This window comes from Vibrio sp. V01_P9A10T6 (genome assembly GCF_963877065.1).
Taxonomy (GTDB): Bacteria; Pseudomonadota; Gammaproteobacteria; order Enterobacterales; family Vibrionaceae; genus Vibrio; species Vibrio anguillarum.
In genome coordinates, this window is the sequence record NZ_CAWNTB010000206.1 from 1 (window position 1) to 15,415 (window position 15,415).

A 15,415-nucleotide genomic window follows, 5' to 3' on the forward strand; every position below is an offset into this window, starting at 1 on the left:
TATTAATACTTAGTCAATGTAATTGTCTTAGATTTGATAAAAGCTGATCCTTTAATAAAAAGCGGATGTATTTTCTATAGTTATCAATTAGCCTTAGCGCCAGTTGTAAAAACAAATGGTTGTCTAACTTTAAAGGATCTATCATGAACAAACGTCATTATTATCTGGCATCATGCTTGGCATTGTTATTTTCAACTGCTTCTTATGCGGAAGTTGATTGTGAGTTACAGCCAGTGATTGAAGCAAACCTTTCATTAAATCAAAACCAGTTGGCAAGTAGCGGTGGATACATTTCTAGCCAGCTAGGGATTCATAATGAAAGCTGTGAAACAGTGAAGTTCAAGTATTGGCTATCAATTAAAGGCCCAGAAGGTATCTACTTCCCAGCCAGGGCTGTAGTTGGGGTGGATACTGCGCAGCAAGAATCTGATGCTCTTACTGATGGCCGTATACTGAATGTTACACGTGGCTTCTGGATTCCTGAGTACATGGCGAATGGAAAATATACCGTTTCTCTCCAAGTTGTCGCAGAAAATGGTGAAGTTTTTAAAGCCAATCAAGATGTTGTGAAAGGTGCAGACTTGAATAGCCTGCCTGAATTAAATGGTTTGACTATTGATATCAAAAATCAATTTGGTATCAATAGTGTGGAAAGTGCTGGTGGTTTTGTCCCATTCACCATTGATTTAAATAATGGCCGTGAGGGAGAAGCTAACGTCGAGTTCTGGATGACAGCGGTAGGTCCTGATGGTTTGATTATTCCTGTCAACGCGAGAGAGAAATGGGTTATTGCTTCAGGTGATACTTATTCAAAAGTGCGTGGAATTAATTTCGATAAAAGCTATCCCGCAGGTGAATATACCATTAATGCTCAGGTTGTAGATACTGTCTCTAGTGAGCGAATTGAGCAGTCAATGATAGTGGTAAAAAAATAGTTTTATCTAGTGATCTAATCTTATGTGTATAAAAACCGCCTTTGGCGGTTTTTATTGTACTTTTTGAATGATATAAGCAATATATTCTTAACGTTGAATTGCATAGTGGTCACTTACTCTTGAACTCGATTAAATAGTTGTATCTTGCTGGTGATGCCACTTATCAATCTTTAATAACATCCTGTATATGACAATTTTCATTATAAAGTTGTTCATTGTTTTTAATGTTAATAAGCTTGCTTTTATCGTCAATTGAGATGAATTTACTATATGGTGTTAATTGATACTGATTGCTAGTAATATTGACATTTTCAAATGAAACCAAATCATCTTGGCTGTTAGTTCGGATAATCGATTTATATTTATTTTCTATTTCAGAACCAAAGTAAATCCTTTCAAATATATTATTGCTGATTTGAATGTTTTTAATGGATTGATTGGTCGGGTTATTTTTACTAAAGCTTTGTAAGCGTATTCCTTGTTGAGCAGTATCAAAAAAATTGCCAATAATTGAAATATTACCCCATTGAATATTTTGCTCTGTTCTAGAGTTAGGGTAAATATTTATGGCAAATCCATTTATGTTATGAAAAATGTTTCCTGAATAATAAACGTCAGAATAATAACTGACTTCATTTGAAGTACCATTAATATTTTCAAAGCGATTACTAATAACCTTTGCCCCCCTAGTATTAGCCCGTGAAGATAATTTTAATTTACACGCATTAAATTGATTATTATCAATAATAATATCTTGCGTGCCTGGCCTTTCTGTTCCCACAGCCGCTTGCGTTGTGGTTACTTGAGCACAATGTTCAAAGCGATTGTGGCTAACTCTGATTGACATCGACCCGGGTGGTATAGAGTAGTCCTGGCTTGCTGTAGTCATACGCAATGCTGCGTCACCAAAGCGGATAAACTGATTTTGAACCACTAAAGATCCTTTGGTGCTACCAAGGTAAACCCCCTGTTCTCCCCACATAGGTTTTAGATCGCCATTATAAAGTCCCTCAAAACTAAGACCTTGTAGCTTGAAGTTTTGTGTATATGTTATATGGAGTAAATATTCACCATTAAATGGACTGCATTTCTTTAATTTACTGTGTATGGAGCCAATAATTTCAATGTTATTCTTTTCCTTTAAATAAAGGGTTTTACAAATCTGATATTCGCCAGAGGGAATAATCAGTACATTATTATCATTTAATTGATTCAGTGCATTTTGAAATGCGGATGAATCATCCTCTCCATCATTTGCGATGGCACCATATTCTATTACATTATGAGAAACGACTTCAGCGATAATAGCTGGGCTTAGGCTGAGTAAGATAAGTGAAATAAATATGTAACGCAAGATGCCACCCTCTTTATCTAATTGCTTTAAGTATAACAGCACCTATAAAACGCTTCTTGAAAAAACAGAGAGATATTCACTGTAGTCGGTTCGTTTCTCAATTTTGAGATGTCTCATTAGTGAGGCGTAAAAATAGGCGTGTTGTGTTGAAATATCCCTTCCATTTACTGATAATTCCGTCGGATTTTTATTGGCAATTCACGATACCAGTTCACCAGTTCACCAGTTCACCAGTTCACCAGTTCCTAGGTTTGAAAAATAATAATTACAAAAAAATCGACCAGATGCATATCGTTTCTGGCTTTGAAAAATCAACCCCAAGTAAAGGGAGTCTTACAGATGACGTCTCAATATATTGCACTTGCTGTCAGTCTTTTGTCGCTAAGTAGCACCGTGGCTCAAGCCACAACGAATGAAGCCGAAGGGTGTATTATCAGCCGCCTGAATGGCGAAAAATATTGTTTGAATGTAGGAGAGCGCTCGGGATACTCCCTACCTAGCTGGATTTATGCTCATCCAGTTGATGTACAGGCTCCGAGTGGTGTCTCTGTCATGCTGAGTGATTGGGACAACTTGTCTTATAACCGTTTGGCTGTGTTCAATCGTTATACTGGCAACGAAGATCTTAAGAATGTTAAGGCCTACAACGGCGCTTATTTAGATTTTTCTAAACCACGCTCAATGCGAGTGCTGGCTTCTGAAACTTATCCTGAGGCTTGTATCGTTAGCCGCCAAACGGGTGAGCGTTTCTGTTTGAAAGAGGGTGAGCGCTCAGGCTACTCATTGCCTGCTTATATCTATGCTCATGAAGTGGATGTGGAAGCGCCACAAGGTTTAGGTGTCATGCTGAGTGATTGGGATAACCTCTCTTATAACCGTTTAGCGGTATTTGGTGGTCATACTCAAAATGAGCAGATGCGAGCAGTCACAGCCTACAATGGCGAAACTCTTGATTTCTCAAAGCCTCGTTCAATGCGTGTTGTTCCTTATGAAGGTGACAGCTCTGCACTCAATATGAAGCTTAAGTGGTCTTGGCAAGGCAGTGCTTTCCAACCTAATTCTAACCAAGTGATGGTTACGCCGGTTGCCGCGCAACTGAATGATGACAATGGCGATGGCAAGATTGATGAAAAAGATGTCGCAGATTTGATCGTAGTGACATTTGAAGGAAACAAATATGCCAATGGCGGTTTAGTGCGTGCTTTAAGTGGTGTGGATGGTTCTGAGTTGTGGAGTTATGCGAATGGTGGTGTGATCGCGGATGCGCGTTATTCTCCTGCCGTAGGCGATCTGGATGGTGACGGAATCGTTGAAATTGTTACAACCAACAATCGCGATCAATTCATCACGATTTTGGATAACCAAGGCAACATCAAAAAACAGATCCCAACCACAGAAAGTGGCTGGCGTATTGTTGGTGATATCACGTTGGCTGATTTAGACCATGATGGCAGCGTCGAAATTCTGGCTGCAGATGGTGTGTATAACTACCACACAGGGCTGATTTTTAACCACCCTTGGGCACCGTCATCGATCAACGTTGATGTCGATGGCGATCAGCAACAAGAAGTCTTTTCAGGTGGTACTCTATTTCAAAATAACGGCGCGATCAATTGGCAATATCATGCCAATGATGTAGTTTGGTTCTCTTCGCTGGTTAACCTAGATAATGATGCAGAGCCAGAGATTATCGCTTCAGTTCCTGCTTCTGCATCAACTGGGCATAACGCACGTTTTGCTGTGCTAGAACACGATGGCACCATTAAGTGGGAAATCAACAATACTGCCAATCCAGGCGGTGGCGTGCAGGCGGTATCTAACTTTTTAGGCAAAGCTCAAGCAGTTGAAACGACTGAGTTCTCAAAAATCTACGGTTATCAACCTAATAGCAATCCTGCTTCTATTGTTTTGGCGGTCGATGGTAAAATCTCTGTTCGTTCAGGATTCGCGATTGATGCGATTGGTGCTTCTGCTTCGACTTTAGTCGGTGGTACGGGAGGCAATCTTAATGCCGCAGTTAACGTCAAAGATATTAAAGCGATTGATCTGACTTGGGGTAAATACTATTGGGGTGGTTATCATTTATTGGCGCTCGATTTTAGAATGAGCAACGGTAGCGTGATTTCTATGGGCTCTAAAAACTATGCTTATTCCAAGCAGACCGAGCGCTTTACTGTACCAGTAGGTAGTCGTATTAAAGGCATTAAAGCTTGGAGCGCTGGTTGGCTGTTGGACGGTGTTCAGTTTGAGTTAGCTACGCTAAATGGTACCAATGATCTGGATGTAAAAGGGATTGTTTACGCGGGTTATGCCGCTGTCGATATGTATAACAGCAAAGGTGAGCGCGTTTGGTCTGTTGAGAACGATGATACTGGCAGCGGCAAAATTGGTGTGTCTGCCTATGACTTTGATAATGATGGTATCGATGAAGTACTCGTGCAAGACCATGCTCGTGTACGTGTGTTAGATGGCAAAACGGGTAAAGAACGTGCTTCGTTAGCGCACTCAACGGCGACACTTTGGGAATATCCTATCGTGGTCGATCTGGAAGGTGACAATAATGCAGAGCTGATTGTTGTTGCTAATGATTTTGATAAAAACTATGTCGTTAACCATGGTGTGTTTGTTTATGAATCGGCGGACAGTGCAAAACCTTGGAAGAATGCGACTCGTATTTGGAACCAGCACGCTTTCCACCTGACCAACATCAATCAAGATGGCACTTTACCTACTTTTGTTGAGCCAAGTTGGTTGAGCCATAATACATACCGTTCGAGTACATTACGTGCAACGGTGGGTGGTGAGTCTCCAATTTTTGGTTACTCAAATACTCAGCAATCGCAACGTGTCGTGACGGCGGATAACCAGATGTATCTGCGTTCTGGTTTTGCGATCGATGCGATCGGCACGACGGCCAATAACTTGGTGGGCGGCCCAGTACAAGGTACTAACGGTGGTGTGCTAAGAGCACCGATTGCTCTTGATCAATTGCAATCCGTGGAAGTTACCTCTGGTCTTTATAACTGGGGTGGTTACCACATAGTGGCGATTAAGTTCACGATGAAGGATGGCTCTAGCGTGTTATTGGGTTCAACCCACTATGCGAGCAACATAAAAGTTGAAACGTACACTGTGCCGCAAGGTAAACGCATCAAGCAGATTAATGTTTGGACTGGTGGTTGGTTAGTTGAAGGCTTGCAGTTTGTATTCGATTAATTGATATCGTTTTAATTCAATAATTGAAAATCCCTCGAGACAATCGAGGGATTTTTTATTAACCAGATATGGAGTAGGAATTGTTTTGGACGTATACCATTCCTACTTGAAGCTGCGCGGTGTTGGATACATTCGTTTACCTGCAACTTAAAGTCGTTTTTATATATCAGGAATATTTTGAACGAGTGACCAGACTCGGCATTGAATTTGACCAGTGTCCCATCAATAAACACAGCAAGAAATAAAGTGTTGTTGCGGGAGCTTGAAGTGGGAAATCAACACTCATGTGTATCAACATACCAATAATAGCCATCATGGATGATAAACCGATCCCTTTCATCAATTTATTTCTGCGGTTTTTAAACGCATAAAATGCGCGTTGGGCGGCGACTAAGATCATTACACCCAATATCGAAACCATGGCAAGGCCTGATTCTAAGGTGAATTGGATGTAGTCATTATGGGCATGATCGTAAAACAGTTTTACTTTTCCTTGATTGTAGGAAGGAAAAGTGGAGTAGAAAGTACCAGCCCCAAAGCCAGTCAGAGGCCTTTCTTGTATTGCAACTAGGGAATATCTGACAACATCATCTCTTGATTCACTTTCCAAGCTAGTTTCAATAAGACGTTGTTTGACTTTCTCCAATCCAAACCATTGGCTCACGATGAACGTATCAATGATGAATAAACTGATTATAAGCACATAAACACTTTTGGGTTTCGGTTTGTAAAACAATAGCAACAGCACACAACCTACGGTTAGGGCGATAAAGAAAGCCATATTTCCCATTCTTGAGCGTGTTAAGACTAATGCAATCACCATGATCACGAGCCCTAAACGTACAAAGGCTTTATCAGACAGCAACACGGCTAAAAACTGTTTAGTGATATTTCTAAATCCGGTTTTGTGTGAGCTATCGAGTTTTGCAATTAATAAGCCAAATCCAATGCAGAGATTCAGCATCAAGAAGTTTGCCAGATGATTATGATAGACAAAGCTTCCGGAGGCTCTATTTCCTAGTGGCAGCTTGAATATTATCGAATGATCTAGGTTGAGTAGCAAAATCACGCCAGCGTAAAAGCCTTGGCAAATTCCACTGCTAACCATGACTACTGCGAGAAGTTTTAATTTTTTAGGTGTATCGATGAGGACAAGAGCAATAAGACAAAACTGGAAATAGTGGAGCGATTTGATTGCAGAGACAAAGACTAAACTAGGATCCTGAGTTATACCAAGTTGTGGAATACTTTGGATGAATGACCAGCAAGTGATAAGTGCGATGGGAATGATGACTAATTTTCCCCTTATCAGACAGTTTTTCCAATGCTCAAAAGAGTAGTTGAATAAACAGGCAATAAGCAGCAATGCAATCCAGATTTCATTGAATGACCATGCTAATGGGCGATTACTACCTAAAGGTATGGGCAGCCAAAATACAAAAATGAGAAATATTGGGAAAATGGATTTTTCTATTAGACGCATACTATTAATCTCAATTAAGAAGGGCAGGAATATACCTGCCCTAAACTGGATGAAAGCACCGAATTAAACGATCAGTTTGGTGAAGCGGTACCACCACCACTGCCATTGCCGGTTCCAAGTGTTGTGGTGTTACCTGGCACCGTTGTGACTGGAGGTAAGCCACCAGGTAAAGCCGATGGAGTACCTGCCGCTGTCGGTTCAGTAATGGTCGCTGGGTCAGCGCCACCGGAGATTGCAGCAACAATCACATCAGTTGAGTCCATTAAATCCATTGCAATAACAGCATCAACGATAGCTTGAGCTGACTCTGGTGATTTAGTGACAGCAAGCTGAATGACTTCAGAACGCATCTCTTGAGGTGCATTTTTAACGAGTATTGCAGTCAAAGCTGCGACTTGGTCACTCGATATATGGTCAAATACCGTATTGAAGATATCGAGTGCTAGTTGTGGGTGTAGAGTAGACGCTAGGTCCGCCATTTCTAGTGCCATGCTTGGGCATAGTTTCATTAAAGCTTGCAGAGAAATAATGGCATCGTCTGCTTGTTCTAGGCTGGCTCTTATTGTGTCTGTGGCCACTTTATGGTTTTTATAAAGTGAACAAGTAATTTCTGTTTCGGCATATAACCTTGAACTAGCCAGCAAAGCTGAAATAGCAATCCAAAATATCCATAGTGATTTTTTCATTGGTAAGTCCTAAAAGCCTACGATTTACTGTTGCGATGATTATAAGTGAAGTAGTACATCCAGTGATATCGTACTTCCGTTAATAAGGGTTCGATTCTCATTCTTAAGGCGTTTTTATGCGCGAGGTTGTCTTAGTTTGGAGCATAAGTTTGAAGATTGAAGTCTGCTAGTAACGTAATAGATTATTGAGGCCATTGTTATACCAAGTAAGCTTGCCCCTAAATCGAGCAAAGAGAATGATCGTGAACGCGATAACATTTGTAAACTTTCATCAATTACGCAACAGGTCGAGACGATAACTATGGCGAGAAAGATGCTCTGTATAGGGGGAAGAGTGGCGGAAATTACTCGGATAAAAACCAAGGTAATGAATAGCGCAAGTGTAAAGTGGAGATAAATATCACCGCCGAGTGACTTTTCCAAAAATATCGGTATTTCAGCATGAATATTCAGTGTTTTTGCCAGTGATAGCGAAGCCGTACCAAGAGAAAGCAAGGCTAACATGAACAAGGCGATAGGCCGGTTTATTGAATAATGTTTTATCATCGAGATCACTCTAGCGCTCTCTTGCAGAGATTATTTTTCTCAGTATAACGTTGAGGGTTATAAATAATAGCTGCACAGGTAAATTTTAAGAGACCGTTTGATTTTAGATACTGGTAGGCTTCTCCTCGGCTTTGAGGATGAGCTAATGCTCTTGCGGCGTGATCAATAATGATAGTTCGCTGCGGCGCTGAAAAAATAGACCAATGGTTAAGGCCAATCTGGGAAAGTGTGTTGTTCACTTTGGGTGTAAAAGGCCCATATCTGTCGGCTTGTGCAAAATAGAGATCAATATTTTCCCCTTTCAACTGAGTTTCAATCATCAATAAATCAGCCCATGTGTCTGACCAAGTGGGTCTCAATAATGCACTTTCCAAGTAGGCCTTTTTTGCATTGAGCAAGCGGCTCTCTTTATCTACATCATCGCCCAAATAGGCTTCCCACTCATACACCTTACCCAGTAAATTGTGGTAATGAGGATGGTCGCTGTGGTGTTGTAGGGCCTTTAGTATCATGAGTTTTGTCTCATTCACTTGCTCTAAAGTTACACCATCACTGTGCTTTGTCCAGTAGTCGATATTTCTTTCTGTTGCTAGCGCGTAAATGGACGCCGTCAAAAAATGAAATGCAAAATAGAGAGTAACGAGTGCAGTTAGCCCAATGCTCAAACGCAAAGCATGGGCTAAAAAAGGGTGATTCACGACCTTCATGGTTATTTTTCTGGGCCGTAATAGGATTGATATTGATGATAACCGCTATAATTAGAGGCTTTTTTGGTGTTCAGTTTGTTCAATATGACGCCATCAATTCTCGCTCCTTGCTGCGTTAAGCGTCCGACCACATCTCTAGCCACTTTAGTACGTGTGTGTGGAGCATTGATCACGAGTATGGTCGAGTCCACGTACTGCGACAGCATAAATGCATCACTAACGGCTAAACACGGAGGTGTATCAATCACAATTCTGCTATAGCGTGTCTTTAGCTCTTCGAGTAGTGAGGCAAACTTAGGCGAGGAGATAAGTTCAAGAGGATTGTCTGTCACGACTCCTGCTGCCAAAACATCAAGCCCTGATTCTTCATCGGTATAGAGACACTCTTCTATGGTATGCGTACCTATGAGCAAGTTGCTCATTCCTGGCTGTGAACCAGAGATGCCAAAACGGTGTGCAACCGATGGTTTTCTCAAATCGCAGTCAATCAGCAGTGTTTTTTCCATTTGTGCCAGTGAAAAAGCCAAATTGATACTCGAGGTTGTTTTTCCTTCCTCAGGTAGTGAAGAAGTAACCATTACCACATGATGATCTTTGTTGGTGTTGGCAAGTAAATAACCAGTCCGAACGGTTCTAATCGCTTCTGTGAGCTCTCGGTGTTTCGAATCAAAATAGGTTTTTAGCGTTAGGGGGCCTCGAGTTTTAATTGCCGGTATAATACCGAGCAAGCTTAGTGATAACTGTTTTTCGACCTGTTTTACATCAAGGAATGTATCATTTACCGCATCAGCAATGAAAGCAACAACACATGCCAAACCAAACGAAGCGACGAACGCTAATAATACAATCAGTTTACGGTTCGGTTTACTTGGGGCGAGGGGCGGATTGGCAAAATCGGTAAAACGAGCAATCGTAGCATTAAAGTCGCTCGATGCACTGGTCTCTTTTTGACGACTTAAAAAGAGATCAAACAGCTCTCGGTTTGTTTGGACTTCGCGCTTTAGCTCTGAATATCGTGCATTTTTTACGGAGAGGCTTTGAAACTCTGATTTGCGTTTCTCAAGTTCCCGGTGTAAAGAACTCTCTGCTTGCTTAGCAGCCTGTAACTCATTGTTGATCCCGTTTAGTAGCTGTTTTAGTTCGGAATTTAAATTGCGTTTAACAGAGGCTAGTTCGGCTTGAGCTGATTTTAGCTTTGGGTGTTTGTCACCATAACGTTTTGATAGTTCCGAGACTTTCTTTTCAGCTTGCACTTCAGCCAATTTAACATCTCGTATCGTCGGGTGGTTAGAGATCTCTGGAATAGATGCAAGGGCAGAGAGGTCACCATCTTGACGGCTGTACGTTTGAGCGACCAAATAAAGAGTCTCAGCTGCAACGCGTCTGTCTCTCGTTTTATTCAATTGAGAGGTCAGTTCTTCAAGTTCTTGAGATGCTAGGCTTTCAACGCCTTGGATATCAACTAGTCCTTCAGATTTTAAAAATGTTTGTAGTTGAGCTTCTGACTTTTTTAGTTGTTCGCGCAAATCACCCATGCGGTTGTTGAGCCAGCTATTCGCCTTCAGTTCAACTTGAAGTTTGTCTTCGATATGACTATCCATAAAGACGTTACCAATCTCATTGGCAATTTGAGCCGATAATTTAGGGTCTTTACTGGTGTAGAAAATATTCACTAGTTGAGTTTTTCTTATTGGGCTAACTTCTAGCCCACGCTTAAACTTAGCCAGAACCAATCGGCTAGTCCGATAGTTTTGGTCTTCCTGTGATATTTCCGCTGGCTCTTTCTTGAACGATTTTAGAACAGGAAACCATTCCAATACATCGAATTTAAACCCAGTTTTTTGATTATTTTCTACAGTAGGGTCAAATTCTGGGTGGCTGGCAAGGTTAAGGCGTTTAATGACTTCCTCTGCGACTCGGTCTGATTTCAAGATCTCTATTTGAGTCAAATAGTATTCTTGGCTTTTGGTATCTAAACCATAGATGTCTTCAATCGAAACAGCTTTTGCTTGCTTTGATTCGATGATCAATGAGGCGCGAGCGGTATATTGCGAAGGAATTGATAATGCAATCAATACGGCGATGGCGGTAACCATTGTAGAAAAAAGTAGAATACGCCATTTATAGTTGAGAAGAACATGAAAATACTGACGAATATCAATAACTTCATCTGAGTTCAAGTGATTTTTAATTAAAGAGTTTTCCATACAACTAAGTTACCTAAAAAAAGCTTTCTTCTACGGTGAGAATGTCACCAGGCTGAATTTTATGAAGCAATGTTACTTTTACTGGCTTGGCCTCAGGAGCATCACTTGATGATATATAGATCTTAGTTTTAGACGCTCGCTCAGTGAATCCACCCGCAATCGTAATGGCTTTGTTTACGGTTAACCCCGGATGATACGGGTAACTCCCGGATATTTTCACTTGTCCGTTGATAAAATAGGGACGATATTCGACTATGCTGACAAAAACATTGGGATTAACCAGATACCCATCGATTAAACCATTGTGGATAACAGTTTTTACTTCCTCAATCGTTTTTCCTTTCAGTTTAATTCGTCCCAAAAAAGGGTAATCAATGTTACCACTGTCACCCACACGCGTTTCAATAGATAACTCTGGTTCATCATAAACTTGAATCCGAATTTGATCCCCAACGCCTAACTTATAAAAACTCTCATTGGCCAATGTTGACCAGGAAAGACAACTCAATAGAATGACTAAGAAGTACTTCATCGTAAGTTACATCACACCTTCAATAGCAAAGTAATAAACATTTTGATCGTAGCTTAACGAACTGATGCTGGAATCTCTCGATTCAAGTTGGTAGCCGACTTTGAATGTTAGCCAACGACGAAAATCGTAGCTTAATGAAAGTGTTACCTTACTGGTGTCATCGTCGCGAGCAGTGCTGGTGTAATTCTCGCTTAATAGAGAATAATCGACGTTAGAAGAGATGATGTCACTCCAATTGTGTGTCCAGTTTGCGTTATACACTTTGGTATCGATTGAATCACCTGTACCGTCAGTATCGGTTGATTTACGATTTGTTTTCAACTGCACTGCAGAGTATGTGCGGATGAGATAAGTGACATCAATATCCCATGAAAAAGAGTCGAAATCTTCCCTAGAAGAGGATTCAAAATCTTTATGTTGCATACCGACCTTGGCATTTCCCTGCAGTTTCCCTGTTGCGTCCCACGAGGTACCAACATATCCCATATAATGGGTGCTGTCTTTGAGAGTTGAGCCTGGGGCTATATCACTATAATGCCTATCATTAACGATAATTTGGAAAACCAACGATGTTTTTGGCAGCGCTTTATAGTATAGAGAGCTGTTGAATCGTAATTCATCCCAATTTTGGTATTGAGTAATATTTTGGTTGTTTTTATAGTCCAAATTGCCCCAGCCAAGGTTGGTTTCTATTCGACCTTTGGCGTCTTCACCACCAAAACCGTAACCGAGGTTGAAGTTATTGGTGTTGTATTCGTTGTACGACAAATTGAGTGTCGTATCGTTATCACCACGCTGTTCATGAGTTAATGCAAGAGCATAGCTGAAGTCAACTCGATGCTTGGAATTGAGCTCCCAGTCACTGGCTAAATCAAAGAAATGGTCAGTGTAGTTATCTTTGCTAGAGCTGAAAAAATCGCCTCTTTGTAGTCGATAACCTACGCGATGTTTCTGGCCACTTGTCGGCTCTATTGCTAAACCGATACCTGGTTCGAACACTGAATATTGGGAATGTTCGAGATCTTGTGACGCTTTTGCTAAGTTGTCGTTATAACCCGTTGATAAGTTTAAAAACGGTACAATAGCAATCCCTGACTCAGTCATGATTGGGTTAGGTTGCGGTTTTGCTTGTACGGCTGATAACGCAAAAAAAGCCAAACCAAAGGACGCGATTCTATTTAAATTAGTTGTTTTCATATGAGTATGCTTTATCCATTCTAGTAAGCATTCTTGCCTACAAATCCTTTAAATACGGTGAGAAATACGATTTTGATGTCGAACCACAACGACCATCTGTGTATATAGTCCAAATCAAATTGGACACGTTTTTCCATTTTATCTAGCGTATCGGTTTCACCACGCCAGCCATTAATTTGTGCCCAGCCAGTAATTCCTGGTTTTACTTTATGTCTCAGCATGTAGCGGTTAACGATCGTTCGATACTCTTCGTTGTGCGCTACGGCATGAGGGCGAGGGCCGACAATAGACATTCGACCTTGTAGCACATTAATAAACTGTGGTAGCTCATCTAGTGATGTCTTCCGAATAAACGCACCAAAAGGAGTCACTCGGGGATCATTTTTTGTTGCTTGCGTCACTTTATTTCCATTATCCATGGCACGCATGCTTCTGAATTTCCATACTTTGATAGACTTTCCATCCAGCCCATAACGCATCTGTTTGAAAATAATAGGGCCGGGCGAGCTGAGTTTTACGCCTACTGCAACTGCAATGAGGACAGGACTGATTAAAATCAGGATAAGACTACTTAAGACTAAATCTTCAAAACGTTTTAGCCACGTACCTAACCCATTGAACGGTGTGTCAAAAATACTAAAAGCATTAACATCGCCGATGGTATACCAACGTGAATGCAGTAAATTGAAGGTGAAAAAGTCTGGCACAATATAGGTATTCACTGTGCTATCCGAAAAGGCCTCTAGAATCTTGCTGATCCGATGCTGGGCTTGCATTGGTAGTGCTATGTACACACTTTTTACTTGACCGTTTTTGGCAAGTGTTAATGCATCATTAACTTTACCGAGCACTGGAATATCGCTTGCGATACGTTCATCACCCCTATCATCGTAAAAACCCGTCAGTTTAATACCTAACTCAGGGTTATTGATGAGATTTTTCGATAGTTCTAGGCCCTGCGGTGTCATGCCGATAATGACAGCTTTAGTGGTGTGATAACCTTTTTTATGTAGATAGTAAATGACTGTAAATGCGACGAAGCGCCAAAGCAGTAATAAAATAAATGATCCGACAAACCAAAAACCTAAAATTAAACGTGAGAAATCGCTTCCAGTTTTTGTGAAATAACCAACTAAAGTTAAGCAGCCAACAGTTGAAGCCCAACAAAAAGCAGTGTGTAGAGTTAAAACTCTAAGTTTTGTGGTTCGCCAACCGCTGTATATATCAAGGCTTTCAGCAATAAATGAATAAAAAATAACCCCTAAAAGTCCCACAGATATATAAGACATCGTAACGATATGTGAGTGAAACTTTAGTGTAATATACATTGTGATCAGTATTACTAAGCAATCTATCAGGCGGTAGAAAAATTTACCTTGATAGTTAGAAATACGGATCCTTCCTCTTTCACCCATTGTAGAAGCTCCTAACCGCTCAATTATTAAGGTAACGAATAATAATTATTTTTTAGCAGTGCATTCTCATATTAAGCTCCGACGACTTCAACTGATCAGGTGCATCAAAAATAAGACGCGATGTGTGATATATGGAATGGGTGACTGTATTTTGGGTTTTTCAATTTGAGATGGAGTACGGAGAGTCGGATAAGGTGATGTAATCACTTACTATTACTGCATTAACTTAATGTGATCACCTTGTTAGACGACCGTTATATAAGAGCTGGCTAATGTTTAAATAAAAATAATGGAGGGTATTTACGGTGTAAGAATTAAGGCTAAATTTGGTTGTGTTTTTATCTCTTCTTAATCTTATGGGTATTGCGACAGCTTAAGGGTAAGTCACGCTATATCGTGTGGGTTTATGATTCATTGCTAACACAAGGTTAAGTGAGGCAGCCCCGAGCACAGACAGTGTGGCAATGGAAAACGAAACAAAAAAGACAGAAGCAGCTAAAATTGAGCAATCTATAACCAACTGACTTTTGCCAACAGGGATCCCAAATTTATCTTGAATAAACAAACACAAGACATTAAAGCCACCCAAGCTGGAACGGTGACGAAAGAGAATTAACATGCCAAGACCCATTAATAATCCCCCGGCAATGGCGCAGTAAATTTCATTGACCATTTCCAAAGAAATTACCAAATAAAGATGGTCCGCAAAAATAGAGACTAATGCGCCGGATAGCGCGCTGTTGATGGCAAAGCGATGACCAAATCGTTTCCAAGCCAAAATGTAAAAAGGGGTGTTAGCCAAAAAATAAATGCTACCAAATGAGGCTGGGACTAACTGGCTGATCAGCAGTGCTAAACCAGCGGTTCCACCTGTCAGTAAATGAGCGGACTGGAGAAAGAAGACGCCTTGTGCGACCAAAAAGGTTCCCGTTAAAATGGCAACCCAATCTTCTTTACGTGTGTGTGTTCGCATCGATAAATAATTTTAATAGCTAAGAATGGCGAGCATAGTAAAGAAAAAGTAATATTTTCGGTAGATAGAGAGTGAAAATTGAGGTAAACCTATGTAATTGCAGCTTTACAAGGTGTAAAGCAGAATGGTTGACATACTAACTCATCATTATCCAACTTACTGTT

Annotated in this window: 11 protein-coding genes; 2 read left to right on the forward strand and 9 right to left on the reverse strand. The window is 40.7% G+C overall.

Features of this window, described 5'->3' with window-relative positions; translation table 11 throughout:
• Window positions 1-143 precede the first annotated feature (143 nt).
• Complete coding sequence (locus tag AACQ21_RS15980) at window positions 144-935, forward strand: RbmA family biofilm matrix protein (RefSeq protein WP_181185591.1); 792 nt, start codon at window positions 144-146, stop codon at window positions 933-935.
• A 163-nt stretch (window positions 936-1,098) separates the two neighbouring features.
• On the opposite strand, the gene AACQ21_RS15985 is transcribed toward AACQ21_RS15980, so the two are convergent.
• Window positions 1,099-2,331 (reverse strand): glycosyl hydrolase family 28-related protein, encoded by a 1,233-nt coding sequence (locus AACQ21_RS15985; RefSeq protein WP_105977423.1) that lies wholly within the window; start codon window positions 2,329-2,331, stop codon window positions 1,099-1,101.
• A 297-nt stretch (window positions 2,332-2,628) separates the two neighbouring features.
• Between AACQ21_RS15985 and AACQ21_RS15990 the strand changes: the two genes are divergently transcribed.
• On the forward strand, window positions 2,629-5,505 hold the full coding sequence (locus AACQ21_RS15990) for a beta-prism lectin domain-containing protein (protein WP_105977424.1): 2,877 nt from the start codon (window positions 2,629-2,631) through the stop codon (window positions 5,503-5,505).
• 166 nt (window positions 5,506-5,671) lie between these two features.
• On the opposite strand, the gene AACQ21_RS15995 is transcribed toward AACQ21_RS15990, so the two are convergent.
• The 8 genes from AACQ21_RS15995 to AACQ21_RS16030 form a co-directional block, all read right to left on the reverse strand.
• The gene (locus AACQ21_RS15995; protein WP_105977425.1) at window positions 5,672-6,988 is read right to left on the reverse strand and encodes an O-antigen ligase family protein; all 1,317 of its coding nucleotides are present in this window, start codon (window positions 6,986-6,988) and stop codon (window positions 5,672-5,674) included.
• A 71-nt stretch (window positions 6,989-7,059) separates the two neighbouring features.
• Window positions 7,060-7,674: a hypothetical protein gene (locus AACQ21_RS16000; protein WP_105977426.1), complete on the reverse strand. Its 615-nt coding sequence runs from the start codon at window positions 7,672-7,674 to the stop codon at window positions 7,060-7,062.
• 551 nt (window positions 7,675-8,225) lie between these two features.
• The gene (locus AACQ21_RS16005; RefSeq protein ID WP_105977427.1) at window positions 8,226-8,927 is read right to left on the reverse strand and encodes a VpsP family polysaccharide biosynthesis protein; all 702 of its coding nucleotides are present in this window, start codon (window positions 8,925-8,927) and stop codon (window positions 8,226-8,228) included.
• Window positions 8,928-8,929: 2 nt separating this feature from the next.
• Entirely contained in the window at window positions 8,930-11,134 is a 2,205-nt protein-coding gene (vpsO, locus tag AACQ21_RS16010) for an exopolysaccharide regulatory tyrosine autokinase VpsO (RefSeq protein WP_088721035.1), read from the reverse strand.
• Window positions 11,135-11,147: 13 nt separating this feature from the next.
• On the reverse strand, window positions 11,148-11,666 hold the full coding sequence (gene vpsN / locus AACQ21_RS16015) for an exopolysaccharide export protein VpsN (protein ID WP_088732057.1): 519 nt from the start codon (window positions 11,664-11,666) through the stop codon (window positions 11,148-11,150).
• 6 nt (window positions 11,667-11,672) lie between these two features.
• A complete protein-coding gene (locus AACQ21_RS16020; protein WP_013857349.1) occupies window positions 11,673-12,863 on the reverse strand; it encodes an outer membrane beta-barrel protein in 1,191 nt (396 codons plus the stop codon).
• A gap of 20 nt (window positions 12,864-12,883) precedes the next feature.
• Window positions 12,884-14,278 carry an exopolysaccharide biosynthesis glycosyltransferase VpsL gene (gene vpsL, locus AACQ21_RS16025; RefSeq protein ID WP_017045831.1) on the reverse strand — a complete coding sequence of 465 codons (1,395 nt, stop codon included), beginning with the start codon at window positions 14,276-14,278 and terminating at the stop codon, window positions 12,884-12,886.
• Window positions 14,279-14,651: 373 nt separating this feature from the next.
• Complete coding sequence (locus AACQ21_RS16030) at window positions 14,652-15,251, reverse strand: YitT family protein (protein ID WP_105977428.1); 600 nt, start codon at window positions 15,249-15,251, stop codon at window positions 14,652-14,654.
• Between the last annotated feature and the right edge of the window lie 164 nt (window positions 15,252-15,415).